Source organism: Hymenobacter mellowenesis (assembly GCF_030581005.1).
Lineage (GTDB): Bacteria > Bacteroidota > Bacteroidia > Cytophagales > Hymenobacteraceae > Hymenobacter > Hymenobacter mellowenesis.
The window spans coordinates 295674-322052 of the sequence record NZ_JAUQSX010000005.1; the positions used below are offsets into that span (position 1 = coordinate 295674).

Genomic DNA, 26379 nt, shown 5'->3' on the forward strand with positions numbered 1-26379 from the left:
TTCACCCCATTTTCTTATGAAGCAAATGATACGCTTGCTGTGCCAACGGCTTCCGTTGGTGTGTACTTTCCTGCTGTTGCTGAGCGGCAGCAGGGCCGTGGCCCAGGTGGCCAATGACGATTGTAGCGGGGCCGTGGGCCTGGTCACTTCCAGCGTGTGCACCACGCCCGTGAACGGCACCGTGGCGGGCGCCACCCAAAGCCTGGCCCCTACGGCGGCTTGCGGCGCAGGCCTCACCACCGCCACTGACGTGTGGTACAGCTTCACGGCCACCAGTACCATCCACCTGATAACGCTGGCGCCGCGCTTTGCGGCTGTTCTGGACGTGCGCAGCGGCAGCTGCACCAGCAGCACCAGCGTGTATTGCACCACCATTGCCAACAACAACACCGCCGCTGTATCGGTGGGCGGCCTGGTGGCCACCCAAACCTACTTTGTGCGCATATATCCGGCCAGCAATACGCCGCCCACCGGTATCGGCAGCACGTTTGCGCTGTGCGTGGGGCAGGGCGCTACGGGGCCGGCTAATGACGACTGCGTTGGCGCCATCGACGTGCCGGTGAGCACCACCGGCACCTGCACCACCCAAGTGAGCGCCGACAACACCCTGGCTACGGCCAGCGCCGGCGTGCCGGCGCCCACCTGCGCCAGCTATAATAATGGCCGCGACCTGTGGTTTTCGGTAGTCGTGCCGGCCAGTGGCAACGTGACGGTGCGCACTGTGGTATCAACCACTGGCACCGACGTAGGCGACACGGGCATGACCATGTACTCAGGTACTTGCAGCAACCTGACCCTGTTGGGCTGCAGCGACGACGAAGGCGGCGGCACCAAATCCCTGCTGGCGTACACGGGGCGTACGCCCGGCGAGGTGCTTTACGTGCGCGTGTGGTCGTTTGGCAACGCTCGCAGCGGCTACATCGCCGTGTGCGCCACTTCGCCGCCGCCCCTGGCCAACGACGACTGCGCCGGGGCTGTGTCGGTGCCGGTGACCACCGCTTGCGCTTCGCCGGTGAGCGGCTCCATCCAGGGCGCCACGCAGTCGTTGCCGCCCACCACCGGCTGCGGCGGGGGCACCACCGCCAACGATGTGTGGTACAGCTTCGTGGCCAGCGGGGCCACGCAACTTGTTACGGTGACGGCCGGTTTCTCGGTCATCGCCGATGTGCGCTCGGGCACCTGCGCCAATTCCACCAGCGTGTTTTGCGGCACAGCTTTCAGCGGGCAGGCTCTGACGGTGAGCGGTTTGACCAGCGGGCAGACGTACTATTTGCGCTTGTACCTGAACGGGACTTTCACGCCCGCCAACCCGCAGTTCACGCTGTGCATCAACCCCGGCCCCACGCCGCCGGCCAACGACGAATGCACGGGCGCCGTGGCCGTGCCTATTGCCAGCAGCTGCGCCACGCCCGTGAGCGGCACCCTGGTTGGCGCTTCGCAGTCGCTGCCGTCCACGCCAAACTGTACCCTTTCGGCCACAGTGGTTAACGATGTGTGGTACAGCTTCGTGGCCAACGGCACTTCCCAAACTCTGGCCTACAGCGGAACCTTCCGGGCCGTGCTGGATGTGCGCACGGGCACTTGCGCCAGCTCTACGAGTGTGTTTTGCACCTCCACGTTCACGGGGCAAAGCGTGACGGTGACGGGGCTGGTGAACGGCCAGGCGTATTTCCTTCGGGTGTACGCCGACGCCATCACGCCGCCCACCAATGCGGCCTTCACGCTGTGCCTCACGGCGGGCCCGCCGCCGTCGGTGAACGATGAATGCAGCACGGCTGTGGCCGTGGCTGTGGTGCAGGGCTGCGCAACCTCCACCAACGGTACCGTGGCCAACGCCACCCAAAGCTTGCCCCCCACCGCCAGCTGCGGCGCAAACGTGACCACCGCTGCCGACGTGTGGTACAGCTTTGTGGCCAGCGCGCCCACCCAGCTCATCACCCTCACCACCCGTTTCGGGGCCGTGATGGACGTGCGCTCGGGCACCTGCACCAGCTCGACGAGCTTGCTCTGTACGACCGTATTTGCTGGGGCTACCAGCGGCACGATAGTGGGCGGCCTGACGGCCAACCAGCAGTATTACATCCGCATCTACGCCAACGGGGCCACGCAGCCCATCCCGGCCAACGCCACCTTCACGCTGTGCGTGAGCCCGGCGCCCACGCCGCCGGCCAACGACGAATGCGCCGCGGCGGTGGTCGTGCCCATCACCACCACCTGCGCTTCGCCGGTGAGCGGCACCGTGGAAGCGGCGTCGCAGTCGTTGCCTACGGCCAGCTGCGGCAGCGCCAACACGCCGGTTGCCCAGGACGTGTGGTATAGCTTCGTGGCCGGGGGCACCTCGCAGCTCATTACGCTGAATTCCCGCTTCGGCGCCGTGGTTGAAGTGCGCAGCGGAACCTGCGCGGCCAGCGCCAGCGTGTCGTGCTACACCACGTTTGCCAACGCCACCAATGGTACGCTGGTGGGCGGCCTGACCAACGGCCAGACCTATTTCCTGCGCGTGTACGCCAGCGGCAACACCCAGCCCACGCCCTTGAACGCCACGTTCACGCTGTGCATCAGCCCCGGCCCGCCGCCGCCCGCCAACGACGAATGCACGGGCGCGGTATCGGTGACGCCATCGACCACCACCAGCTGCGGCACGCCCGTGAGCGGCACCGTCGAAAACGCCTCGCAGTCGTTGCCGTCCGCTACGGGATGCGGCTTGGGCACGGGCAGCGCGGCCGACGTGTGGTATAGATTCGTGGCCAGCAGCACCGCGCACAACGTGTTGCTCAGTCCGTCGCAGGGCAGTTTCGTGTTTGAAGTGCGTTCTGGTACGTGCGCGGCTTCGGCCAGCGTGTTATGCAGTACGGTGTTTGCCGGCGCCACGCAGCCCGTGACGGTGAGCGGCCTGACGAGCGGCCAGACGTATTTCATTCGGGTGTACTCCACGGCACTGACGCAGCCCACCGGCACAGCCGCTGGCTTCACGCTCTGCCTGTCCACACCGCCGCCGCCGCCTGCCAACGACGAGTGCGCCGGCGCCCTGACCCTGCCCGTGCAAGTGGGCACCACCTGCGTCAGCCAGACGACCACCGACAACACCAGCGCCACCACCAGCACCGGCGCACCGGCCCCCGGCTGTGCCGGTTCGACCCAGAACCGCGACGTGTGGTTCCAGGTAACGGTGCCGGCCACGGGCACCCTCACGGTGCGGACCGTGATACCCTCCACCGGTACCGACGTGGGCGACACGGGCATGGCCATCTACTCAGGCTCCTGCAGCAATCTGGCCCTGCTGGGCTGCAGCGATGACGAAGGCGGTGCCCTCAAATCGTTGATTACGCTCAGCGGCCGCACGCCCGGCGAAGTGCTCTACGTGCGCGTATGGGCCTTCAATACCGCTGCCGTGGGCACATATGCCGTATGCGCCACTACGCCACCGGTGTGCGCCGCCCCCACGGCGCTGGCATCGAGCAGCATCACCAATAACAGTGCTCAGCTAAGCTGGCAGCCGGGCGGTACGCCCGCCACAGGCACCACCTACACCGTGGAGTATGGCGTGCAGGGCTTCACGCCGGGTTCCGGCACCACCGTCACGGGCCTCACCACGGCCAGTACTTCGCTCACCGCGCTGATTCCCGCCACGACGTATTGCTTCTACGTGCGGCAGAATTGCCCCGGTGGCAACGGTAGCAGTACGCAGGTGGGCCCAACTTGCTTCACCACCGCTGCGCCGGTATGCGCCGTGCCCACAGCCCCGGCTTCGAGCAACATCACCACCACTTCGGCCCAGCTGAGCTGGCAGCCGGGCGGCACGCCCGCCACGGGCACTACTTACACGGTAGAATACGGGTTGCAAGGCTTCACGCCCGGCACGGGTACTGTACTGGCCGGCCTCACCAGCGCCAGCACGCAGCTCACGGCGCTGAGCCCCGGTACCCAGTATTGCTTCTACGTGCGGCAGAACTGCCCCGGCGGCAACGGCAGCAGCGCACAAGTTGGCCCGACTTGCTTCACAACGACCGCGCCGGTGTGCGCAGTGCCCACCGGCGGCACGTCCGGTAGCCTCACCACTGCTACGGCGCAGCTGAGCTGGCAGCCGGGTGGCACGCCCGCCACAGGCACTACTTATACCGTAGAGTACGGTGTGCAGGGCTTCGTGCAAGGCACGGGCACTACCGTGGCGGTTGTTAGTACCTCCGTGACCGTCTCTGGCCTCACCGCGGGCACGCAGTACTGCTACTACGTGCGGCAGAATTGCCCGGCCCCGTCCGGCAGCAGCGCATTTGTGGGGCCCTTCTGCTTCCAGACGACGGCCGCACCGTCTGCTCCCGCCAACGACGACCCCTGTGGTGCCGTTACGCTCACTTTGTCGGCTTCGGGCAGCCCCTTGCAGCCGGTATCGGGCACCACTGTGGGCGCTACTACCAGCGCCCAGCCGGGCATCGGGCAGCCGACCTGCGCGCCCGCTACCACGCCCAACGATGTCTGGTTTAGCATGACGCCGGCCACCGGCGTCACCTCAGTGCGCCTCACCATCACTGGTGCCCCGGCGGGTATGGCGCGCGTATTCACCGCGGCCAGCTGCACCACTGGGCCGTTTACACTGGTAAGCTGCCAGAGCAGCGGCACCGCCAATACCACCGTGGGGATTGTGAACCTGACCGGCCTCACGCCGGGGCAGCGCTACTACGTGGCCGTGAGCGGCTACGCCAACAGCGACACGCCGGGCGCCTTCACCATTGCCGGCGCGACGGTGACTGCCGCGCGCGTACAAGCCGAATCGAGCAACTTGCTGGTATTCCCCAACCCCAGCAACACCGGCCAGCTCACCATGCGCCTCAGTGGTTTACACGGGGCCATGCAGGCCTCCTTGCTCAATGCCTTGGGCCAAGTGGTGTACAAGCAAAGCCTGCCCAGTGGCACCACCGAACAAGTGCTGAGTACCCGGGGCCTCGCCACCGGCCTCTACACGCTGCGTGTGGTGGTAGGCAACGAAGTGCTGACCCGCAAAGTGGTGCTGGAATAGCGCCATTTGAGTTCACAAAAAAAGAGCCGACCAGTAGGTCGGCTCTTTTTTTGTGCCTTCGGTGAAGCGCTTGAAGGTATTTTTAGGGACAATATACCATTGTATTAGTAGCCCCCGCGCTTCGGCAACGACTCGTCCGGTGACGCGAACTAAAAGTTCGCGCTACTATCCACCGACCCCGGAGCCGCTTTAGATGTCTGCTAGTAGCTCCCGAGCTTCCACAACGCTGTACACCGGCGCCAGACAGCTCTGATTATGGCAAATGTGAATGGCCGTCTGGCCGTCGCCGGGTGTCTTTAGCTGCTTCAGCAGCGGCAGTTCCGAGGCTTCGTCTGTGCCAGCCAGCACGGTATCAAACAGAAAATGCCGGCTAAGCTGTTCGCGAAAATCCTCGGCTCCCGGGCCAATAACGGAAATTTCAGCGCCCGGCCGCAACAGCGCGGCATAGAGCGCAGCCCAGTTGGCTAGGTGCTGAGCATCCTTCACTGCGAGGTGGCGCACTTGGGTCAGCATATTGGCGGCCAAATCGGTGTAGCGCGGGTTTTCGAGGTGGCGGCCCAGCCGGCGCAAGTTGTGCGCCATCACCGAGTTGGAACCGGGAATGACATTGTCGAAAAGCTCTTTTTTGCGGGCAATCAGGGCTTCGGCTTGGCGGTCGGTGTAAAAAAACAGGGTTTCGGTGGGGTCGAAAAAGTTAGTTAGCACGTATTCGGTCAGAACCTCAGCTTCGCGCAGCCACTTCTCTGTGAAGGTGACTTCGTAGAGGCTGATATAGGCCTGAGTGACCAGCGCGTAGTCTTCTAGGAATCCGTTGATGGCGGCGCGGCCGTTTTTGCAGGTGCGGAAGAGGCCTGCACCATTGCGCAAATGGGCCTCGATGAAGCGCGCATTGTGCTCGGCCATCACCAGGAATTCGGGCTCGCCGAAAGCACGGTAAGCATCGGTGAGGCCTTGCAGCATGAGAGCGTTCCAGCCGGTCAGTACCTTGTCATCGAGGCCGGGGCGCACGCGGGTGGCGCGCACGGCCATTACTTTCTGCTTCCAGCCGGCCACCAGCTCGGGCACGACGCCGGGCGCGAGTTGGTGCGCGGCAGCAAAATCGGCATCGGACTGGCGGCGGTGCAGGATGTTGCGCCCGTGCTCCCAATTGCCCGCCGCCGTGCAGTTGTAGTAGTCGGAAAACAGCGGTTCCTCATCGCCCAGAATCTCGCGCAGTTCCTCCTTGGTGAAGACGTAAAACTTGCCTTCCTCACCCTCGCTATCTGCATCAAGCGAGGAATAGAAGCCGCCCTCGGCATTCGTCAATTCCAGCCGGATGAATTCGATGGTATCGTACACCGTTTCTCGAAAAAGCTCGTCCTGCGTGAGCTGGAAGGCTTCGCTGTACAAACTCACCAGCTGGCCGTTGTCGTACAGCATCTTTTCAAAGTGCGGTGCTAGCCACTCGGCATCCACCGAATAGCGAGCGAAGCCGCCGTGCGCCTGGTCGTAAATGCCGCCCCAGGCCATCTCGCGCAAGGTCAGTACGGTCTGGTCCAGCACTGCCTGGCTGCCGCTGATGGCATATGCCCGCAGCAAAAAACGCCAGATGCCGGGCATCGGAAACTTGGGCGCCCGGTTCAGGCCGCCGCGCTCCGGGTCGAACTGCGTGCTGAGGTTGTACACCAGCAGCTTGAACTCATCTTCCGACACCCCGGCCGGGCCGGTTTCCGGCGCCACGCCAATAGCCTGCAGGGCTGAATAGTCGGCTTCCTGCGCCGCGTTACGGTTTTGGGCGCCGTATTTCTGCAACTCACTGGCACCAATAACATCCATGAAACGCTCGGCCGACTGCTCCAACTCGGCGCGGTGCTCGCCAGCGTAGGCTTCGCCGATATTGGCTAGCAGTTGCAGCCAGTTGCCTTTTGGGAAGTAGGTGCCGCCATAAAACGGCTTGGCTTCCGAGGTCAGAAACACATTCAGCGGCCAGCCACCTTGCAGGCCCATAGCGTGCACAGCCTCCATGTACACTTGGTCCACGTCGGGCCGCTCCTCTCGGTCCACCTTGATGCAGACGAAGTGCTGGTTCATCACCTCCGCCACGGTCGCATTCTCGAACGACTCGCGCTCCATCACGTGGCACCAGTGGCAAGCCGCGTAGCCGATGCTCACCAGAATGGGCTTTTGCTCGGTATTGGCCCGGTTCAGCGCCTCCGGGCCCCACGGGTACCAATCCACGGGGTTGTGGGCGTGCTGCTGCAGGTAGGGACTGGTTTCCTGGGCGAGGCGGTTGGTGGCAGGCGAAGCGTGGGCCATAGCTGGAAGGGTAGGGGAGGTACGGAAACAACAAACCCGGCGGAAAGGGCCGGGTTTGCAAATTTATTCAGTTGGCTTTGTTGACTTCCTAGGTATTTTGGGCTTGGCCGCCGGTTTGGATGTTGCCGCTTTGGCCGTGGTGGCCTTAGGCTTGGCAGCAGCTTTCGGCTTCGCCGCAGCCTTGGACGCGGCAGCTTCAGGGGTGGCCTTTGGTGTTGCTTTCGGAGCGGGGGCTTTTGCTCTTGAAGCCGGCTTATTCTTGGTACTAAGTGCGGGCAGAACCGGCGCCGGGGGTGCTATTTCCAAAGTTGCCGCTAAAACCTCAGAGACGGGAGCCGCCGCAATTGCCGGCTTGTCCTTAGCCTTTGCTGAAGCCGGTTTTTTCGCCGCTGTCGCTTTTGGAGCTTCTATTTGCTCTACTACTGCTGAATTGTCAGCTTTTGTCGCTGCCGTTTTAGGTGCTGCCTTGGCCGCTGAGGCTTTCTTAGCCACCGGCTTCTTCAGCGGAGCCGTCGGCTCAACCAACGAAGCGGAAGAGCCGGTCAACCGGCCCGCTGCTACCTGCGTCCGCAGTTGCGAAGCATCTTGCACGGGCACGACCGGCGTATCCACCGCCGGCTTCTCTGCCCGCGCACCGCTGACTGCGCGCGCTTTGGACCGGCGCGGCGAACGGGAAGCTGGCGCGGCCGGCACGGGCGCAGTTACAGCCGCCGGAGCCTCTATGGCAGCGGGAGCAGGCGTTGCAGCAGCTTCTTGTCCTTGGGAATTGTTTTTGCCATCGTTGACAGCCGTTGCATCACCCGAAAGCTGCTCTGCGTTGCCAATAATGGGACTAGTAAGGGGAGCAACAACTGTAGAACTGTCAGCCGCTACATCCGCCAAAACTGGCTCCGATGCAGCCGCATTTGCCCTGGCCGCACTTTTCTTTTTCCGATTGCGGCTATTGCGCGATTTCGACCCACCAGTTACTGATTCTGAAGTAATATCAGCATTCAGTATTTCCGGCAGTTCAACCGGAGCTACCAACGAGGCCGGCAATTCCAGTTCCGCATCGCCAGTGACTGGCGTGGCTATTTCTGGTTCGGTCGGAGTAGCAAACAAAGGCACTCGGGGCACCCCGCCTTCGCGGCGCCCACCGCGCTTCACCGGCACCGATTTGACGATGACGCTGGATTTTTGACGCTCCAACTGCCCGGCTGCCTGAGTTGCATTCGCCTCAGCTGGGCTATTCGGTTCGGCTGAATCAGCCATTGCCTGCGCTTCTTCCAGCGTCAGACCTTGTTCGGCTGCAAGGCGCAAGGCGTGTTTGCGGGCCGTGCGCTTAGCACCGCCCCGGGAGCGGCGCTTCTTTTTCCTGGTTTGCTCTGAGCCAGCCGTGGTATCGAAACCAACAGCCGAATCAGAAGCGCTGGCACTCAACTCCGTCAGTTCTGCTTCAAGCGAAGCCACTGACTCCGCCCGCGCATCCGGCATAATTGGCAATGCCTCTGCTGCCTCATCAGCAGCGGCAGAAAGCTGAAATTGCTCATTCTCGCTCGGTTGCGCTTGCCGGTTTTTGCCGCGCCCATCGCGGCGGCCCCGGTCTGAACGGCCCGAACGGTCCCGTTGCGCCCGAAATTCTTCCGGCGACAAACGAGGGGGACGGATCTCCGAGCCAGTGGGCTGCACTGCGGCCTCTGCCAATGTAGTCTCAGCAGCCCGAGCTACTTCGGCAGGAATAGCATCGGAACGCTCCACGGCCGAAACCACCGAGCCCTCACCAATATCAATCCGCTCCTCGCCATCCTCAATTTCCGCCACGGGCTCCGGCTGACGCGGCACCGGCAGCGCCGCCAGCTGCGTGCGAACCGTCCGCAGCTCGTCGCTCACTTCCACCCGGCGCAAACTCAGCTGCTCCAGCTTTTGCAGCGTGCTCTCCAGAAACTGCCGGTGCTCCGGCGCCCCCGCGTGCAGCGGCCGGTGCCCCAGCGACTGCCGCACCGAAGCCCATTCCTTGCGGAACCGGCCAAAATCCGCATCGAAATACGCCCGCGCAAACTTCTCCCAGATATAATCCTCGGCCACTTCCGACGGATGCAGCATGTCGGACGCATAAAAGCGGTAGTCGCGCAAATCATCCACCAGCAGCTCGTAAGCCGGGAAATACGCCACGCCTGGCAGCAAGTCACTCACAATGTGCGTAGCCACCCGCAGCACCGATTTGCTCACCGTATTCAGCTGCAGCGTTTCCTTCAAATGCCGCACCGGGCTCACCGTCAGCACAAAGCGCAGCTTCGGATTGATGCGACGCAAATAAGCGTGCGTCTCGGCCAGCGCGTTGATGATTTCATCCGGCGTCAGCAGCTCGCGCACAAACAGGTCGGCCGACTGCTTGTGGCAGTTGTTCACCAACTGGCCGGTTTCGCGCAGACGGTAGGCCCAGGCGGTGCCCAGCGTCAGCAGCACCACGTCGGCCTGGCGCACAAACTCGCCGGTGCGCCGCACCAGTTCCTGAATGTGCTGCAACAGCTCCACCGGTGAGTCGGCCCCGATGCCGCCGTGCAGGTCGTAGCTCTGCCAGCGGCCGCGGGCTTCCACTAGGTGGCGCTGCCAGTCCACGTCCTCGCCTGCCGCGGCGCGCAAAAGCTGCGCCAGCGCCAGCGGCTGAAACACGGTGCCAAACGGATTCACCAAGGCATCCACCTTGTTGGTCTGTAGGCGCGAGCCGATGCTGTCGGCAAAGCAGGAGCCCATGGTCAGGACCCGCGCCGTGCGCGAAAGCTGGTCCGTGGCTGGAGCAATAGAAAGTTCAGTTCTAAACATTACAGCAAAAATAGCCCGCCGGCCGGGAAAGCGCCGGTAGCCGGAATAAAAAAAGCCCTACCAGCAGGCAGGGCTTTTTCATACGAGTTGCGCAGCCGAAACTACTCAGCTACCACGCGGAATTTCACCGTGTGCTTCACTTCCTTGTGCAGGTTAGCGGTAGCGGTGTAGTCGCCAGCAGCCGAAGGCTCCTGGTCGAACGACAGACGCTTGCGGTCCACGTCCACACCCTTGGCTTTCAGCGCATCGGCCAATTGCAGAGTAGTTACGCGGCCGAAGATTTTGCCGCTTTCGCCCACCTTGGCGGGGATTTCCAGCACCGTGTCGCCGATTTGGTCGGCAATGGCCTGGGCGTCGCCCTGGATTTTGTCGGCTTTGTGAGCGGCTTGACGCACGTTCTCGGCAGTGATTTTCTTGTTGGTCTTGTCGGCCAGAATAGCCAGACCCTGCGGCAGCAGGTAGTTGCGGCCGTAGCCCGATTTCACGGTTACGGTGTCGTTCTTGTACCCGAGGCCCTTAACGTCGTCTTTGAGGATAATTTCCATTGTCTTGATTAAGATTTGAAAACCTAAAACTTAGAGCCAAGAGCGTAGGTGCAGTTGAAAATCTAAGTTCTGAGTTCTCAGGTCTAAGGTCTATTTCAGAGCGTCGGCTACGTACGGCATCAGGGCGAGGTGACGGGCCTTTGCGATGGCTTGGGTCACTTTGCGCTGGAATTTCAGGCTGGTGCCGGTGAGGCGACGGGGCAGCACGCGGCCCTGCTCGTTCACAAACTTCAGCAGGAAGTTCGGGTCTTTGTAGTCCACGTACTTAATGCCGTTCTTCTTGAAGCGGCAGTATTTCTTACGAGTATCCTGCGGCTTGTTCATAGCCGACCGGTCGTTGTTGCGGTTGAATGCGGGAGATGCCATGTCGTTGCTAAATTATTGGGCTACGGCTTCGGTTTCCTTGGCAGCCTTCTGCTGGTTCATTTCGCCGTTGCGGCGGCGGTTGTTGTACTCCACGGCGTGCTTATCGAGCACGGTCGTGAGGAATCGGATAACACGCTCGTCGCGGCGGAACGCCAGCTCCAGCACGTCCACGATGTTGCCTTCGCCAGTGTAGCTCAGGCAGAAATAGTAGCCGGTGCTTTTCTTTTGAATCGGGTACGCCAGCTTGCGCAGGCCCCAGGCTTCGGTGGATAAAAGAGCGGCGCTATTTTCCTTAAGCACCTGGGTGAACTTCTCGACCGTTTCTTGCACTTGGCTCTCGTTCAGAACGGGAGTCACAATGAAGACCGTCTCGTAATTTCTAACTTCCATTACGATGGTGGTGAATGTGGGGGTGAAAAAATTAATTGGGGTGCAAAGGTACTGACTTACCGGCACATTGCCAAGCTAACATCCTGTATTTTCTCACACTACAACTGTGAGCAGACTTTCCGAGATGTCAGTGTTCAACTCATAAGTGCACATTACCATATAGTATAGGCATTCAAGTAGGGCAGGGCTACTATGCAGTATGTAACAATCTCGCCCGCCAGCAACTTGAGATGATGACCGTTCGAACCACCCTGTGTCAGCGAGGTTGTGAATCGATGGGCGTTTATGGTTAGCTGTGCTGCCAGCCTTGGTGGAAGGTGGTATGTAGCCTATTGTAATTTCCTGAATGCGAGAAAAGCAGGTTTCCTGAATATACCGAAGCGCCTTATTTGGTATTATTCTAAATAAGCTCTGGCGGGGTATTGAGACGCCAAAAATGCCTTTTCCCTTTTGCCGCCTACGATTCCTGACCTACATTTGTGGCCTTGAAATGCCCCTAGCGTTTCGTTTTACCGTCTATTTTCGTATGAATAGCATTCGCCTCCGTTCCTTACCTCATCTGTTGCTGGCATTTGTGCTCACGTTTGCCGGCATCCAGCAGGCTTCGGCCCAAGCTGCCGCCGACGTGAAAAAAGAAGGGGTAGCCCCCGGTGCCACCGCAGCGGCTACTCCCGCTACGGCTGCTGCCCCCGCCGCCGGTGGTGGCGATGCGGCCGCCGTTGCCGCCGGTGATGCACTATTTAAAGGCAACTGCGCCCAGTGCCACGCCGTGAATGAGCAGGTGGTAGGCCCGGCCCTCGCTGGCATCACCAAGCGCCGCCCCATCTCCTGGCTGATTCCGTGGATTAAGAACTCCAGCAAAGTGGTAGCCAGTGGCGATGATTACGCAGTAGCCCTCTTCAACAAGTTCAACAAACAGCAGATGCCCTCGTTCGCCCTGTCGGACAAGGAAATCACTTCCATTGTAGCTTATGTGACTTCGCAGGAAGGTGCTCCTAAAGCTGGTCCCACGGATGGTAGTGCTGCAAAAGTCGACGGAGCTCCTGCTGCTGGTGCCGACGAAGCTGGTGCTGGCAAGTACGTTGACATCCTGCTGATTGTCCTTGTAGTCGTGCTGATTGTGCTGGTGGTGACGCTCGTTATCATTGGTAACCTGATGAAGGACGTGTTGCGCGGCCGCAAGGACCTCGACGGCCGCGACGTAGAGATTCTGGAGCAGCGCTTCGACTGGGGCAAGTTTTACCGCTCGCCCGTACTACGCGGCATTGTGGGTGTCGTTTTCGCCCTGGTTTTACTTTATGAAGGCGTGCAAAGCGTGATGGCTGTGGGCCTGACCCAAGGCTACCAGCCCACGCAGCCCATTGCTTTCTCGCACAAGCTGCACGCCGGTGAGCACCAGATTAACTGCGCCTACTGCCACACTTCGGTATACAAGAGCAAATCGGCTAACATTCCTTCGGCCAACATCTGTATGAACTGCCACTCGCAGATTAAGACAGAGTCGCCCGAAATCAAGAAAATCTACCGCGCCATCGAGCGCAAGCAGCCCATCCAGTGGGTGCGCATCCACAACCTGCCCGACCTGGCTTACTTCAACCACTCGCAGCACACGCAGGTGGCCGGCCTCCAGTGCCAGACCTGCCACGGCCCCATTCAGAACATGGAAGTGGTGTACCAGTATTCGGCCCTCACTATGGGCTGGTGCATCAACTGCCACCGCGAGATGCCCATCAACTCGAAGGACAACAAGTACTACGACAACTTGGTGAAACTGCACGACAGCAAAAACGCTGGTGCTCCCTTCACCGTGTCGTCGAACGGCGGCACCGAGTGCTCGAAGTGCCACTACTAAGCTAAAAACTGATTGTAGTAGACAGTACTGGGTAGTCAGTATTGAGACTACTGATTATTTGACTACTGACTACCCAATACCGACTACTGATTACCATTTCAAATGAAGTACTGGAAAGGAATTGAGGAACTGGAAAGCGCTCCGGAATTTATGAAATCGGCTTTCGCCGAATTCATGCCGGTGAAGGAAAGCCACGAGAGCAAGGACGATACCTCGGCTCCCCGCCGCGATTTCCTTAAGCTCATGGGCTTCGGCGTAGGTGCCGCTGTGCTTGCTTCGTGCGAGACGCCGGTTATTAAGGCCATCCCGTATCTGAACAAGCCCGAGGAAATTGACCCGCTCATTTCCAACTTCTACGCCTCCACGTATTTCACCGGCTCGGATTACAACGCCGTACTGGTCAAGTCCCGCGAAGGCCGGCCGATTAAACTGGAAGGCAATCCCGAGTCGCCCATCACCAAAGGCGGCTTGTCGGCCCGCGGCCAGGCTGCCGTGCTGAGCCTCTACGACGGTGGCCGCCTGCAGCACTTTGCTATCAAAGGCCAGAAGGCCGAGGTGAGCAAAGTCGACCAGGAAATCCGCACGAAGCTGGCGAGCACGACCGGCCGCATTGCCATCGTTTCGCCTACCATTATTAGCCCCAGCACGAAGAAGGCCATTGCCGAATTCGCCAGCCGCTACCCCAATACCACGCACGTCATGTATGACGCGCAGTCGGCCAGCGGCCTGCTACAAGCCAACGGCGGCATGGTACCCGGCTACGACTTCAGCAAGGCCACCGTCATCGTAAGCCTCGGCGCCGACTTCCTCGGTACCTGGATTTCGCCGGTGGAGTACGCCAAGCAGTACGTGGTGAACCGCAAGGTGAGCTCGGCCAAGCGCACGATGTCGCGCCACTTCCAGTTCGAAACCATTATGTCGCTCACCGGCTCGAACGCCGACGTGCGCGTACCGGTAAAGCCGTCGGAAATGGGTGCTACCGCACTGGCACTGTACAACGCCGTGGTAAACGGCGGCGGCGACACGAAAACCAAAGTAGGCATGGCTGCCGCCGAACTGAAAGCCGCAGGCAGCACCGGCCTCGTGGTATCAGGCTCGAACGACCCAGCCGTGCAGACGCTGGTTACCGCCATCAACCAAGCACTGGGCAACGCCGGTACTACTATTGGTGCTGCTGCCAGCAACCTGCGCCAGGGCGACGACGCCCGCATGGCTACGCTGGTGAATGATATGAACAGCGGCAATGTTGGCGCTGTGATTTTCTATAACGCAAACCCGGTGTTCAACCACCCGCTGGGCGCGAAAGTGAAGTCGGGCATTGCTAAAGTGCCGCTGACTATTTCGCTCAACGACCGTCTGGACGAAACCGGCAGCCTCTGCCAGTACGCCGCTCCCGACAACCACTGGCTAGAATCGTGGAACGACTTTGAGCCCAAAGCCGGCTACCTCAGCCTGGCTCAGCCGGTTATCACGCCGCTCTTCACCACGCGCCAGGCGCAGGAGAGCTTGCTGAAATGGGCCGGCAACAACACGTCTTACTACAAATACCTGCGTGCCAACTGGCGCGGCATTACCCCGACGGACGCCGCTTGGGACAAAGCCGTGCACGACGGCGTAATGATGGGCACCGCGCTGCCCGCTGCTCAGGCACCAGCTACGGCCGTGCTGAGCCCCGCCGCCGCCGCCGCCCAACTCAGCGGTGCCGCCAAGCCGAGCGGCATTGAGCTGGCATTGTACGAGAAAGTTGGTTTGAGCGCTACCGGCAGCGAAGCCAATAACCCCTTCCTGCAGGAACTGCCCGACCCGATTTCGAAAGCTACCTGGGGCAACTACGTGGCCGTGCCGCGCAAGATGGCCGTGGAACAGAAGTGGGAGCAGGGCGATGTGCTGAAGGTGAGCGCCAACGGCTACAGCGTAGAACTGCCCGTGCTGATTCAGCCCGGACAGCCTAATGGCACGGTAAGCATTGCCCTCGGCTACGGCCGTACCGCCGCCGGCAAGGCTGGCGACAAAGTAGGGGAGAATGCCGCCCCGCTGGCCATGACGGCCAATGGCATTCAGTACATGAATGTGGTGACGCTGGCCAAAACCGAAGCTACTTCGCCCATTGCCCAGACTCAGACGCACCAGACCCTGATGGACCGCAAGCCGGTGGTGCAGGAGAACTCGCTGGCGAATTACAAGAGAAATCCTAAGGAAGTAACCGAGTACGAGAAGATTTCCACGCCTGACGGCCTAGAGGCTCCGAATAAGGTTTCGCTGTGGCAGGACTACCAGTACAACAACCACCACTGGGGCATGGCCATCGACCTGAACTCATGCATTGGCTGCGGCTCGTGCGTGGTAGGTTGCCAGACCGAGAACAACACCGCCGTGGTGGGCAAGCAGCAGGTTATCAACCGCCGCGAGATGCACTGGATGCGTATCGACCGCTACTACAGCTCCGATACGCACAAGGATTCCTTTGAAACCAAAGGCAAGGTTGATACCTACGCCGCCATGGAGGACCCTTCGGAGAACCCACAGGTGATTCACCAGCCCATGATGTGCCAGCAGTGCAACCACGCGCCCTGCGAAACGGTGTGCCCGGTACTGGCTACCACACACAGCTCGGAAGGTCTCAACCAGATGACCTACAACCGTTGCATCGGCACGCGCTACTGCGCTAACAACTGCCCTTACAAAGTGCGTCGCTTCAACTGGTTCTCGTACTACTCGAATGAGAAGTTCGAAATCGTGAACGGCCACATGTTCACCGACCTTGGCCGCATGGTGCTGAACCCGGACGTAACCGTACGGGCCCGTGGCGTGATGGAGAAATGCTCGTTCTGCGTGCAGCGCATCCAGCTCGGCAAGCTTGAAGCCAAGAAGCAAAAGCGCCGCCCCGTTGATGGCGAGATTGTGACGGCCTGCGCCCAGTCGTGCCCCACCGAAGCCATCGTGTTCGGTGACATGAAGGACCCGAAGAGCCGTATCAGCCAGCTGCTGCGTCGCGAAGACGGCGAGCGCGCTTTCCACTCGCTCGACTCCATCAACGTGCAGCCGAATGTGACCTACCTGACGAAGATTCGTAACGCCGAGTCGGAGTTCTTTGCTAAAGAAGAAAACGCTTAATACTTACCATATATGCAGCACGTATCATCCTTACGCGAGCCGCTCGTAACTGGCGGTAAGACGTTACACGACGTAACGCAGGACATCTGCTACCAGGTAGAGGCCAAGCCCAACCTGCGCTGGATGGCCGCCCTGAGCGTGGCCCTGTTTTTCCTGGGCGTTTTCTTCTATTCCGTGTACCGCACCGTGTGGTACGGCATCGGCGAGTGGGGCCTGAACAAAACCGTTAACTGGGCCTGGGACATCACCAACTTCGTGTGGTGGGTAGGTATCGGCCACGCCGGCACCCTGATTTCGGCCGTACTGCTGCTGTTCCGTCAGAAATGGCGGAGCTCCATCAACCGCGCGGCGGAAGCCATGACCATCTTCGCCGTAATCTGCGCCGCCATGTTCCCGGTGTTGCACATGGGCCGTCCGTGGTTGGCATTCTACGTTTTCCCGTTCCAGAACACGCTGGGTTCGCTGTGGGCTAACTTCAACTCGCCCCTGTTGTGGGACGTGTTCGCCATCTCGACCTACTTCACCGTGTCGCTGGTGTTCTGGTATATCGGTCTGATTCCCGACTTCGCTTCGATTCGTGACCGCGCCAAGGGCCCTATCGCCAAGTTCAGCTACTCCATGCTGAGCTTCGGCTGGAAAGGTTCGGCCAAAGCCTGGTCGCGCTACGAAACCGTTTCGCTGATTCTGGCTGGTGTTTCGACCCCGCTCGTACTCTCGGTACACACCATCGTATCGATGGACTTTGCAACCTCAGTAGTTCCGGGCTGGCACACCACCATCTTCCCTCCCTACTTTGTGGCGGGTGCTATCTTCTCGGGTTTCGCCATGGTGCTTACGCTCATGCTGATTACCCGCGTGGTATTCCGTCTTGAAGACTACATCACGCTGGAGCACATCGCACTGATGAACAAAATCATGATGGTAACCGGCTCCATCGTGGGTGTGGCTTACATCACGGAGTTCTTCATTGCCTGGTACTCACAGGTTGAGTTTGAGCAATACGCCTTCATCAACCGCGCTACCGGTCCGTACTGGTGGGCCTACGCCTCGATGATGACCTGCAACGTGATTACGCCACAGCTGGTGTGGTTCCGCCGCGTGCGCTACAGCATTCCGCTGACGTTCATCCTGTCCATCATCGTAAACATCGGCATGTGGTTCGAGCGCTTCGTAATCATCGTGACTTCGCTGCACCGCGACTACCTGCCGTCGAGCTGGGCCATGTTCTCGCCTTCGATTATCGACATCGGCCTGTACGTAGGTACGCTCGGCCTGTTCTTCACGCTGTTCCTGCTCTTCGCCAAGTTCTTTCCCGTGATTAACATGGCCGAAGTGAAAACCATCCTGAAGTACACCGGCGACAACGGCCCGACCTACAATCCCAAGGCCCACGCTGCGCACGCTCACCATCCTGCCACCCACGGGGCACCGGCTTCGGCACCTGTAACCTACAACCAGCATGACTAAGCAATATGCCCTCGGCATCTTCGAGGACGAAGATGTGCTGCTGCACGCCGTCGAGAACGTGCGCGCGGCGGGAGTGAAAATCTACGATGTGTTTTCGCCCTATCCGGTACACGGTATCGACGATGCGCTCGGTATCGAACGCTCGCGCCTGCCCATCGCGGCCTTCTTCTTTGGCCTGACGGGATTGTCGTTCGCGCTGTGGATGCAGATTTACATGCTGGGTTTCGACTGGCCGATGATTATCGGTGGCAAGCCCCACATCGGTCTGCCCGCCTTCGTGCCGGTGGCCTTCGAGTTGACGGTGTTCTTCACCTGCCACGGCATGGCCCTTACCTTCTTCACGATTACTGGTCTGTACCCGCGCTTCAAAGTACCGGTGATGGATGTGCGCGCTACCGACGACAAGTTCGTGATGGCCATCGAGCTGGATGAAACCGGTTCGCAGTTTTCTCGGATGACTCAGCTGCTGCGCGATAACGGCGCTTCGGAAGTCAACCAAAAAGAAATGACCCAAAACTAATGACGCATCCGCTGAACCTGAGCCTGCGCGTTTCGGCGCTGCTGCTGTCCCTGGGGCTGGCCACCACGGCTTGCACCCACGATGGAAACGACCCCGGCGTGGAGTACGCCCCGGAGATGTACGAGTCTATCCCGTACGAGCCCCTGCGCCAAACCAGCTTTAACACCATTAACTCGTTTGGCATCAACGAGCGGACGCCGGCTAACGGCACCATCCCGCGCGGCAAGCTGAACTACTTCGACCACATCCCGAAGGACAGCGTTGGAATCGCCGAGCGTACGCTCCGTAATCCTTACGCTTATACCAAGGCTAACTTGGAAGAGGGCAAAGTGCTCTACACGCGTATCTGCTCGCACTGCCACGGTGAACAAGGCGATGGCCAAGGCTTGGTCGGCGTGAAGTTTAAAGGTGTGCCGAATTACTCGGCTGGCGCTTACAAAACGATGAACGACGGGCATATCTACCACGTCATTCAGTGGGGCCGCAACCGCATGATGCCGCACGGCTCGCAGGTGAACCCGGAAGAGCGTTGGAAAATAGCCATGTACGTGCGCGTGCTCCAGCGCGGCGAAGGCCCCGATGCTCTGAGCAAGCTGGTGGCCAAAGGCCCAACCAGCACCGTCACCAGCGACTCGACTGAAACCCGCGACGCCGCCAATACGGCACCGGTAGGCCAAGCCCAGGCCGGCATCGGCTCGGCTACCCCCGGCGAAGGCAAAACCCAAGCAACTAACGGCACCGCCAACTAACGCACTATGGCAACTCTGACGCACCACGAAAGCGCCACGGCTGAACAGCTCGTCGTTACGGATGGCGCCCGTAAAACATTCTTTGCCATCATCGCCGCCGGCGTGTTGGTACTCATTCTCGGTATTCTGGCTCAGGTGATGGGCTGGGGTGCCGAAGAGCATGCTGCTGCCGCTCATGCTGCGGGTGGCCACGCCGCTGCCGCACATGAGGAAGGCAGCTCCACCCTTGTTAAGCGTATTCTGGTGAGCCTCTGGCACAGCAATGTGTTCTTCCTAGGTGTTTCCACCATCGGTACGGTGTTCATGGCCATCAACTACGTGGCCTATGCAGGCTGGTCGGTGATGGTGAAACGCATCTCGGAAGCCCTTAGTGCCTGGATTATCCCCGGTGCTGTGATTATGCTGGTGGTATTCTTGGTTGGCCGTCACGATATTTTCCACTGGACCCATGAGGGTATTATGGACAAGATGGTGAATGGCAAGCCCAACCCTGGCTACGATGCCATCATTGCTGGCAAGAGCGGTTTCCTAAACCTGCCCTTCTATCTCATCCGCACGGTCGTTTACCTCGCCATCTGGGCTTTCTTCAGCTACAAGCTGCGTCAGCTGTCGCTGGCCGAAGACCAGCTGGGCGGCACGATTTGGTTCCACAAGAGCGTGAATGCTTCGGCTTTGTTCTTGGTGCTTTACGCTGTGACGTCGTCGATGTCGGCTTGGGACTGGGTGATGTCGGTTGACACGCACTGGTTCAGCACTATGTTTGGTTGGTATGTTTTCGCTTCGTGGTGGGTATCGGGCATTGCTGCTATTGCCCTCACGGCCATTTTCCTCAAGCAAGCGGGCTACCTGCGGGCTTTGACCACGAACCACTTGCACGATTTGGGCAAGCTGATGTTTGGCTTCAGCATTTTCTGGACCTACGTATGGTTTGCGCAGTTTATGCTGATTTGGTATGCCAACTTGCCTGAAGAAGCTGTGTACTACAACCAGCGCCTGGGTGGCTACGAAGGACGCTACACTGGCATGTTCTTCTTCAACATCATCATCAACTTCGTTTTTCCCTTCCTCGGGTTGATGACGCGCGACGCCAAACGTCAGATGATTATCATGAAAATCGTTTGTATCGCCATTCTGGTGGGTCACTGGTCGGACTTTTATTTGATGTTCATGCCGGCAACTTTGCGTGGCGAGAATGGGTTCTTGATTGAAATTGGCATCGCTGCCATCTTCTTGGGCGCTTTCCTGATTCTATTCACGCGCCGTCTGGCTTCGGCTTCGCTCGTTCCGGTAAATCACCCCTTCCTGGACGAAAGCATTCACCACACTACCTAAGATTATAGTAGGAAGTATTGCGCCGCAATTGTCTCGTTGGCCTTGCGCACAATCCTCAATACTGAGTACACAATACAAAAAACTCAATGACTGCTCTGACCATTTTGCTGGTGTTGGTGTTGCTGTTGGTCGTGTTCGGCCTGCTGTTCCGCTTGCAGATTCTGACTTCCATCTTTTCGGGTACGTTCACCCGCGACATCGGCATGAGCAATAGCGTTAACGCTGTTCTGATGCTCGTTTTCCTCGTCTTTGGCGGTGCATGGTTTGCGTATTCGTTTGTTGAGAACTTCAACAAGATGAATCCGCCCATTGCTTCCATCCACGGCCACCAGATGGAGCGCATGTTCTGGACGACCATGGCGGTGATTGGCGTGGCCTTCGCCATTACCCAGACGCTGCTGTTTGTGTATTCCTATAAATACCAGCATAAAGAAGGTCGTCGCGCTTACTTCTTCGCCCACAATAACAAGATTGAAGTTATCTGGACGGTGATTCCAGCCATCGTAATGGCCGCCCTGATTTTCGCCGGCTGGAAGGCATGGACTCGCATCACTGGCCCGGCCCCAAAGAACTCGGTGGTTGTGGAAGTGATGGGCAAGCAATTCAACTGGTTGGTGCGTTACCCCGGCCGCGACATGAAGCTTGGGGTGATTAACTACCGCATGATTGATGCCGTGAACGAATGGGGCTTCGACCTGAGCGACAAGTCGGCCATCGATGACTTCACCACCAATGAAATCCACGTGCCCAAGGGCGTGCCGGTACTAATTAAGATTCGTTCGCGCGACGTATTGCACGCTGTTTATATGCCGCATTTCCGCGTGCAGATGTACGCGGTGCCCGGTATGCCGACCCGTTTCTGGTTCACGCCTACGGTTTCTACCGATGAGATGCGCGCCAAACTGGGCAACCCCAAGTTCAACTACGAACTGGCTTGCAACCAAGTGTGCGGCGGCAGCCACTTCGCCATGAAGGCCACGGTGATTGTTGATGAGCCGGACGATTACCAGAACTGGTATGCTGCTCAGCAATCTTTCTCTGCCAAAAACCCCGAGGTAATGGCCGCTTTCAAACAGAAAGCCAAAACGTTGGTTACCCCAATAGCTGCGCAGCCTGAAGTGGAGGCCGCACCTATGCCCTTAGCCGCCTCGAACTAACTACTCAAACGGTATCCTGCTATGTCAGACCTGACACCCAAACCCAATTTTTCGGCCAGCGTGCAAGCGTCGGGCGGCGTGGGCTCCGCCCCGGTGCCGACCACCGAGCACGGCGACCACCTGTTGCACGACGACCATGACCACGAGCACCACGACCAGCATTGGCTGTGGAAATACGTGTTCAGCCAAGACCACAAACAAATTGCCAAGCAATTCCTTATTACGGGCATGTTTTGGGCAATTCTGGGCGGCACGCTTTCCAGCTTGTTCCGTCTCCAGTTGGGCTGGCCGGAAGGTTCGATGCAGTGGCTAACGCCTTTCCTCGGCCACTGGATTCAGGCCGGTAAGCTCAACCCGGAGTTCTATCTGGCGCTGGTGACGATGCACGGTACCATAATGGTATTCTTCGTGCTGACTGCTGGTTTGTCAGGTACGTTCTCTAACTTCCTGATTCCGCTGCAAGTTGGTGCCCGTGACATGGCATCCGGCTTCATGAACATGCTGTCGTACTGGTTCTTCTTTATTTCCAGTGTGATTATGTTCTCATCGCTGTTCATTGAGACGGGCCCGGCTGCTGCCGGCTGGACAATCTACCCACCGCTGAGCGCACTGCCGCAGGCCATTCCCGGTTCCGGTATGGGCATGACGCTCTGGCTGGTGAGCATGGTGTTCTTCATCGTGTCGCAGCTGCTGGGTGGTGTTAACTATGTGACGACGGTTATCAACTTGCGTACCCGCGGCATGAGCATGAGTAAGCTGCCGCTCACCATCTGGGCCTTCTTCCTGACGGCTATCCTCGGCATTCTGTCGTTCCCGGTACTGTTCTCGGCTGCGCTGCTGCTGGTGTTCGACCGTTCGTTCGGTACCTCTTTCTTCCTGTCGGATATATACATCGCCGGTCAGGCGTTGAGCAACCAAGGCGGTTCGCCGGTGCTGTTCCAGCACTTGTTCTGGTTCTTGGGTCACCCTGAGGTATACATCGTGATTATGCCTGCGATGGGCATGGTGTCGGAAGTTCTCTCGACCAATGCTCGTAAGCCCATCTTTGGCTACCGCGCCATGATTGGTTCGCTGATTGGTATCTCGCTACTCTCATTCGTGGTGTGGGCTCACCACATGTTCGTAACGGGCATGAACCCCTTTCTGGGTTCGGTCTTTATGTTCCTGACGCTGATTATCGCCGTGCCGTCAGGGGTGAAGGTGTTCAACTGGCTGGCCACGCTGTGGCGCGGTAACATCCGCTTTACGGCCGCAATGCTGTTCTCGATTGGCTTCGTGTCGCTGTTCATCTCGGGTGGTCTGACGGGTATCATTCTCGGCAACGCTACGCTTGACATTCAGATGCACAACACTTACTTCGTGGTGGCTCACTTCCACTTGGTAATGGGTAGCTCGGCTTTCTTCGGTCTGTTTGCCGGTGTTTATCACTGGTTCCCGAAGATGTTCGGCCGCATGATGGATGAGAAGTTGGGTTACATCCACTTCTGGCTGACGTTTGCTGGCGTATACCTCGTGTTCATGCCGATGCACTACGTAGGTATCGCCGGCTTCCCCCGCCGTTACTACGCTTGGACGGGTTTTGATGCCTTCTCGCAATTCGCCGACATGAACAAGTTCATCTCGATTGCGGCCATCATCGCCTTCCTAGGTCAGTTCATCTTCATCTTCAACTTCTTCTACAGCATTTTCCGCGGCCGTCGTGCCACCCAGAACCCCTGGAACTCGACTACGCTGGAATGGACGACGCCCATTGAGCCCGGCCACGGTAACTGGCCCGGCGAGATTCCCGCCGTCTACCGTTGGCCCTACGACTACAGCAAGCCCGGCTCTGATGTGGACTTTATCCCGCAGAACGTGCCGCTCTCGCAAACGCAGTCGTCGAACCTGCCCTACGAGCAAGAAATGGCCGACTAGTTTGGTTGAAATAATAAAGTCCCAAAACGGGCCGCCTGACCGGCGGCCCGTTTTGTTTTCTGCATAATCCCCAATCAAAAAATATGGCTAATCTAACGATAAGCCCCGTCGTGCTTCGATTCCGCTTTGTGGGGCTGCTGACGGTAGTGGCCGTTTACCTGCTGATTCTGGTTGGTGGTGTGGTACGTAGCACTGGTAGCGGCATGGGCTGTCCCGATTGGCCCAAGTGCTTTGGCAGCTGGGTGCCGCCAACCAAGGCCAGCGAATTGCCCGCCAATTACAAAGAGGTGTACACGGCGCAACGAGTAGCCAAGAATCAAAAGCTGGCTCAGACACTGCAACGCTTAGGTTTTGCACAGGTGGCCGGCAGCATTTTCGCGCATCCCACGCAGTATGTCGAAACTGATTTCAATCCGGTGAAGACCTGGATTGAGTACGTCAATCGACTGCTCGGCGCGCTAATCGGTGTCTTTGTTTTCCTGACAGTTGTGTTTGCTTTGCCATACTGGCGCCGCGACCCAACCATTTTTTGGCTGGCGTTTGCCTCGTTTATTCTCACTGGCGTACAAGGGTATCTGGGTTCATTGGTTGTATCGACTAACCTGCTGCCGGTAATGGTGACGGTTCACATGGCTTTGGCACTGCTAATTGTAGCACTGCTTTTGTATGCCGTAGACCGCGCCCGGTGGGGGAGAAAAGGAGCACAACTTGAAGGCCATGTATTGGCTACTAGCACTGGCGAAGCGCAGTTGCGTGAAGAGTCAGGCGTGGTACCTAGGCTAAGCTTGCATTTGTGGCTTTGGGGGGCTGTGTTGCTCACGTTCTGGCAAATCGTATTAGGCACTCAGGTTCGGGAGCAAATTGACATGGTATCAGCCGCCGCGGATTATGCGGGACGAGAAACGTGGGTATCGAAGTTAGGAAGCACATTCAGTGTTCATCGCACGGTATCGGCGGCGGTGTTACTGCTCAATAGTTACCTTGGATACGAACTGTGGCAGTTGGGCCGTGAGCGTTTGCGCAAGCTGGTAGTTGCGACGCTCGCCGTTATTGGGTTGGAAATACTGGCAGGCATTGTTCTCGCCTCGTTTTCATTCCCGGCCTGGGTGCAGCCGGTGCATCTCACGCTGGCTACGGTCTTGTTCGGAGTACAGTTTCTCACCTTACTGGCGGTGGCGCGGGCTCGGAAAGTTCCGGAAACTATTGCGCCGACGGATGCCGCCCGGCGCGTTGTTGCGTAACTTTGCGGCCCGTTTGGTTTACGGCTGCTGTGTAGTGCCGAACCAACGACGTAATTATTCGAGGTATTGATGGTTAAGGCCCGCGCCTATTTTCAGCTGCTCAAATTCCGGCTTTCGCTCACGGTAGCGTTTTCCAGCGCAATTGGGTACCTGCTGGGGGCGCATGAATTCAACTGGAGTCGGGCGCTGCTGGTGCTGCTGGGCGGACTGCTCGTGACGGGTTCCGCGAATATCATCAACCAAGTTCATGAGCGGGAACTCGACAAGTTGATGACCCGCACGGCCAAACGGCCGCTACCGTTGGGCATTATCTCGCCGGCCGAAGCGTGGGTTTTTTGCGTGCTGCTGGGCGTGGCCGGATTAGGGTTGCTAGCCTACGTGTTCAACCCGCTCACAGCCGCGCTGTCGCTGTTGTCACTCATTCTCTACGGCTTCATCTACACGCCGCTCAAGACAATTTCGCCTATCTGTGTCGCCGTGGGCGCTATCCCGGGTGGGTTGCCGCCTTTGATTGGCTGGGTAGCCGCTACGGGGCATTTGGGCGTCGAGGCGTGGGTATTGTTCGGTATTCAATTCATGTGGCAGTTTCCGCACTTCTGGGCCATTGCCTGGGTGGCCGATGAGGACTACAAGCGGGCAGGCTTCAAGATGCTACCTTCGCCGGGCAACCGGGATATCCGCACGGCTTTCCAAATCATGACGTACACCCTGCTGCTGATTCCGCTCAGTCTGCTGCCGCTGGAATTCAATATTTCGGGCCGGATTTCAGCATTGGTGGCAGTGGTGTGCGGCGTGCTATTTCTGTTACTCACGGTGCAGCTCATGCGGACGCAGTCGCGCAAGGCGGCGTTACGCATCATGTTCGCATCTTTTTTATACCTGCCCATCGTGCAAATTGCGCTGGTGCTGGACAAAATCTAGCTGTCAATTGTTAGGTATTTGTTGTGATGGTATCGAGTTCATTGGCTTGAAAACCCGCTGACAAAACCCAATTATTCATTAATAACTAGCACATGAATCCTCAACCTGAGCTTTTATCCGAAAAGGAAGTCGGTCTGGGCTGGCACCCGAAGCGCGTGCTGCTCATCCTGCTCATTTTCAGCATTGTGATGATGTTTGCTGCTTTCACTAGCGGTTACATCGTGCGGCGCGACGAAGGCAACTGGCGCGAATTCGACCTGCCCGCCTCGCTGCTCATCAATTCCATCCTCATTGCGCTGAGCAGTGCCAGTATGCAATGGGTTTATTTCTCAGCCCGAAAGGACGAAATCAGCCGCGTTAAAATCGGCCTCATCGTTACGCTGGTGCTGGGCTTGGCTTTTCTGGTAGGGCAGTACCATAGCTTTGGCGATTTGGTGGCAGGCAACACCTACTTCGGTGGTGCTGACGCCAATCCTTCCGGTTCATTCGTATACGTGCTGATGGGTGTGCACGCTTTTCACTTGGTGACGGGGCTTATTTTTCTGGCAGTTGTGCTGCGCCGGACCCTTAATTATCAGGTGCATTCGCGCGCTATGCTTTCCATTGGCAACGCTACCTTATACTGGCACTTCCTGGGCGGACTTTGGCTGTACCTGTATTTGTTCTTACTTTTGAACCACTAAAACGACGTTTACGCTGT

General features: G+C 58.8%; 17 protein-coding genes. 12 read left to right on the plus strand and 5 right to left on the minus strand.

All coding sequences use genetic code 11. From position 1 onward, the window contains the following. Positions 1 to 25: 25 nt before the first annotated feature. The gene (locus tag Q5H92_RS11910) at positions 26 to 5014 is read left to right on the plus strand and encodes a T9SS type A sorting domain-containing protein (protein WP_305011750.1); all 4989 of its coding nucleotides are present in this window, start codon (positions 26 to 28) and stop codon (positions 5012 to 5014) included. 189 nt (positions 5015 to 5203) lie between these two features. Here the strand turns inward: Q5H92_RS11910 and Q5H92_RS11915 are convergent, their stop codons facing one another. From Q5H92_RS11915 to rpsF, 5 genes are all read right to left on the minus strand, one after another. Then, positions 5204 to 7309, minus strand: coding sequence for a thioredoxin domain-containing protein (locus Q5H92_RS11915; RefSeq protein ID WP_305011751.1), 2106 nt, complete (start codon positions 7307 to 7309; stop codon positions 5204 to 5206). A 63-nt stretch (positions 7310 to 7372) separates the two neighbouring features. Then, complete coding sequence (locus tag Q5H92_RS11920; protein ID WP_369811140.1) at positions 7373 to 10111, minus strand: GSCFA domain-containing protein; 2739 nt, start codon at positions 10109 to 10111, stop codon at positions 7373 to 7375. Between the two features lie 101 nt (positions 10112 to 10212). Further along, positions 10213 to 10656, minus strand: coding sequence for a 50S ribosomal protein L9 (gene rplI, locus Q5H92_RS11925; RefSeq protein ID WP_305011752.1), 444 nt, complete (start codon positions 10654 to 10656; stop codon positions 10213 to 10215). A gap of 90 nt (positions 10657 to 10746) precedes the next feature. Beyond that, on the minus strand, positions 10747 to 10980 hold the full coding sequence (gene rpsR / locus Q5H92_RS11930; protein WP_035561439.1) for a 30S ribosomal protein S18: 234 nt from the start codon (positions 10978 to 10980) through the stop codon (positions 10747 to 10749). Between the two features lie 54 nt (positions 10981 to 11034). Next, entirely contained in the window at positions 11035 to 11412 is a 378-nt protein-coding gene (gene rpsF / locus Q5H92_RS11935) for a 30S ribosomal protein S6 (RefSeq protein ID WP_305011753.1), read from the minus strand. 526 nt (positions 11413 to 11938) lie between these two features. On the opposite strand from rpsF, the gene Q5H92_RS11940 reads away from it, so the two are divergent. The 11 genes from Q5H92_RS11940 to Q5H92_RS11990 all read left to right on the plus strand — a co-directional run bounded on the left by Q5H92_RS11940 (position 11939) and on the right by Q5H92_RS11990 (position 26362). Then, positions 11939 to 13264, plus strand: coding sequence for a c-type cytochrome (locus Q5H92_RS11940; protein WP_305011754.1), 1326 nt, complete (start codon positions 11939 to 11941; stop codon positions 13262 to 13264). 102 nt (positions 13265 to 13366) lie between these two features. After that, entirely contained in the window at positions 13367 to 16378 is a 3012-nt protein-coding gene (locus Q5H92_RS11945) for a TAT-variant-translocated molybdopterin oxidoreductase (protein WP_305011755.1), read from the plus strand. 12 nt (positions 16379 to 16390) lie between these two features. Continuing rightward, complete coding sequence (nrfD, locus tag Q5H92_RS11950) at positions 16391 to 17845, plus strand: NrfD/PsrC family molybdoenzyme membrane anchor subunit (RefSeq protein ID WP_305011756.1); 1455 nt, start codon at positions 16391 to 16393, stop codon at positions 17843 to 17845. Next, positions 17838 to 18365: a DUF3341 domain-containing protein gene (locus Q5H92_RS11955; RefSeq protein WP_305011757.1), complete on the plus strand. Its 528-nt coding sequence runs from the start codon at positions 17838 to 17840 to the stop codon at positions 18363 to 18365. Before nrfD ends, Q5H92_RS11955 begins: the two co-directional genes overlap by 8 nt. Beyond that, complete coding sequence (locus Q5H92_RS11960) at positions 18365 to 19114, plus strand: c-type cytochrome (RefSeq protein ID WP_305011758.1); 750 nt, start codon at positions 18365 to 18367, stop codon at positions 19112 to 19114. Before Q5H92_RS11955 ends, Q5H92_RS11960 begins: the two co-directional genes overlap by 1 nt. Positions 19115 to 19120: 6 nt before the next feature. After that, positions 19121 to 20446: a quinol:cytochrome C oxidoreductase gene (locus Q5H92_RS11965; RefSeq protein WP_305011759.1), complete on the plus strand. Its 1326-nt coding sequence runs from the start codon at positions 19121 to 19123 to the stop codon at positions 20444 to 20446. A gap of 86 nt (positions 20447 to 20532) precedes the next feature. Further along, positions 20533 to 21603, plus strand: a complete 1071-nt coding sequence (locus tag Q5H92_RS11970) for a cytochrome c oxidase subunit II (protein WP_305011760.1) — start codon at positions 20533 to 20535, stop codon at positions 21601 to 21603. Between the two features lie 21 nt (positions 21604 to 21624). Further along, positions 21625 to 23517: a cytochrome c oxidase subunit I gene (locus tag Q5H92_RS11975; protein WP_305011761.1), complete on the plus strand. Its 1893-nt coding sequence runs from the start codon at positions 21625 to 21627 to the stop codon at positions 23515 to 23517. Between the two features lie 83 nt (positions 23518 to 23600). Then, positions 23601 to 24758 carry a COX15/CtaA family protein gene (locus Q5H92_RS11980; RefSeq protein ID WP_305011762.1) on the plus strand — a complete coding sequence of 386 codons (1158 nt, stop codon included), beginning with the start codon at positions 23601 to 23603 and terminating at the stop codon, positions 24756 to 24758. A 69-nt stretch (positions 24759 to 24827) separates the two neighbouring features. Continuing rightward, positions 24828 to 25679, plus strand: coding sequence for a heme o synthase (cyoE, locus tag Q5H92_RS11985; RefSeq protein ID WP_305011763.1), 852 nt, complete (start codon positions 24828 to 24830; stop codon positions 25677 to 25679). A gap of 92 nt (positions 25680 to 25771) precedes the next feature. Further along, positions 25772 to 26362, plus strand: coding sequence for a cytochrome c oxidase subunit 3 (locus Q5H92_RS11990; RefSeq protein ID WP_305011764.1), 591 nt, complete (start codon positions 25772 to 25774; stop codon positions 26360 to 26362). Positions 26363 to 26379 lie beyond the last annotated feature (17 nt).

What these genes read in the sequence shown, in the direction of transcription:
- Q5H92_RS11910 (WP_305011750.1), top strand. Translation starts at nt 26, where the DNA reads ATGATACGCTTGCTGTGCCAACGGCTTCCGTTGGTGTGTACTTTCCTG.
- Q5H92_RS11915 (WP_305011751.1), bottom strand. Translation starts at nt 7,309, where the DNA reads ATGGCCCACGCTTCGCCTGCCACCAACCGCCTCGCCCAGGAAACCAGT.
- Q5H92_RS11920 (WP_369811140.1), bottom strand. Translation starts at nt 10,111, where the DNA reads ATGTTTAGAACTGAACTTTCTATTGCTCCAGCCACGGACCAGCTTTCG.
- rplI (WP_305011752.1), bottom strand. Translation starts at nt 10,656, where the DNA reads ATGGAAATTATCCTCAAAGACGACGTTAAGGGCCTCGGGTACAAGAAC.
- rpsR (WP_035561439.1), bottom strand. Translation starts at nt 10,980, where the DNA reads ATGAACAAGCCGCAGGATACTCGTAAGAAATACTGCCGCTTCAAGAAG.
- rpsF (WP_305011753.1), bottom strand. Translation starts at nt 11,412, where the DNA reads ATGGAAGTTAGAAATTACGAGACGGTCTTCATTGTGACTCCCGTTCTG.
- Q5H92_RS11940 (WP_305011754.1), top strand. Translation starts at nt 11,939, where the DNA reads ATGAATAGCATTCGCCTCCGTTCCTTACCTCATCTGTTGCTGGCATTT.
- Q5H92_RS11945 (WP_305011755.1), top strand. Translation starts at nt 13,367, where the DNA reads ATGAAGTACTGGAAAGGAATTGAGGAACTGGAAAGCGCTCCGGAATTT.
- nrfD (WP_305011756.1), top strand. Translation starts at nt 16,391, where the DNA reads ATGCAGCACGTATCATCCTTACGCGAGCCGCTCGTAACTGGCGGTAAG.
- Q5H92_RS11955 (WP_305011757.1), top strand. Translation starts at nt 17,838, where the DNA reads ATGACTAAGCAATATGCCCTCGGCATCTTCGAGGACGAAGATGTGCTG.
- Q5H92_RS11960 (WP_305011758.1), top strand. Translation starts at nt 18,365, where the DNA reads ATGACGCATCCGCTGAACCTGAGCCTGCGCGTTTCGGCGCTGCTGCTG.
- Q5H92_RS11965 (WP_305011759.1), top strand. Translation starts at nt 19,121, where the DNA reads ATGGCAACTCTGACGCACCACGAAAGCGCCACGGCTGAACAGCTCGTC.
- Q5H92_RS11970 (WP_305011760.1), top strand. Translation starts at nt 20,533, where the DNA reads ATGACTGCTCTGACCATTTTGCTGGTGTTGGTGTTGCTGTTGGTCGTG.
- Q5H92_RS11975 (WP_305011761.1), top strand. Translation starts at nt 21,625, where the DNA reads ATGTCAGACCTGACACCCAAACCCAATTTTTCGGCCAGCGTGCAAGCG.
- Q5H92_RS11980 (WP_305011762.1), top strand. Translation starts at nt 23,601, where the DNA reads ATGGCTAATCTAACGATAAGCCCCGTCGTGCTTCGATTCCGCTTTGTG.
- cyoE (WP_305011763.1), top strand. Translation starts at nt 24,828, where the DNA reads ATGGTTAAGGCCCGCGCCTATTTTCAGCTGCTCAAATTCCGGCTTTCG.
- Q5H92_RS11990 (WP_305011764.1), top strand. Translation starts at nt 25,772, where the DNA reads ATGAATCCTCAACCTGAGCTTTTATCCGAAAAGGAAGTCGGTCTGGGC.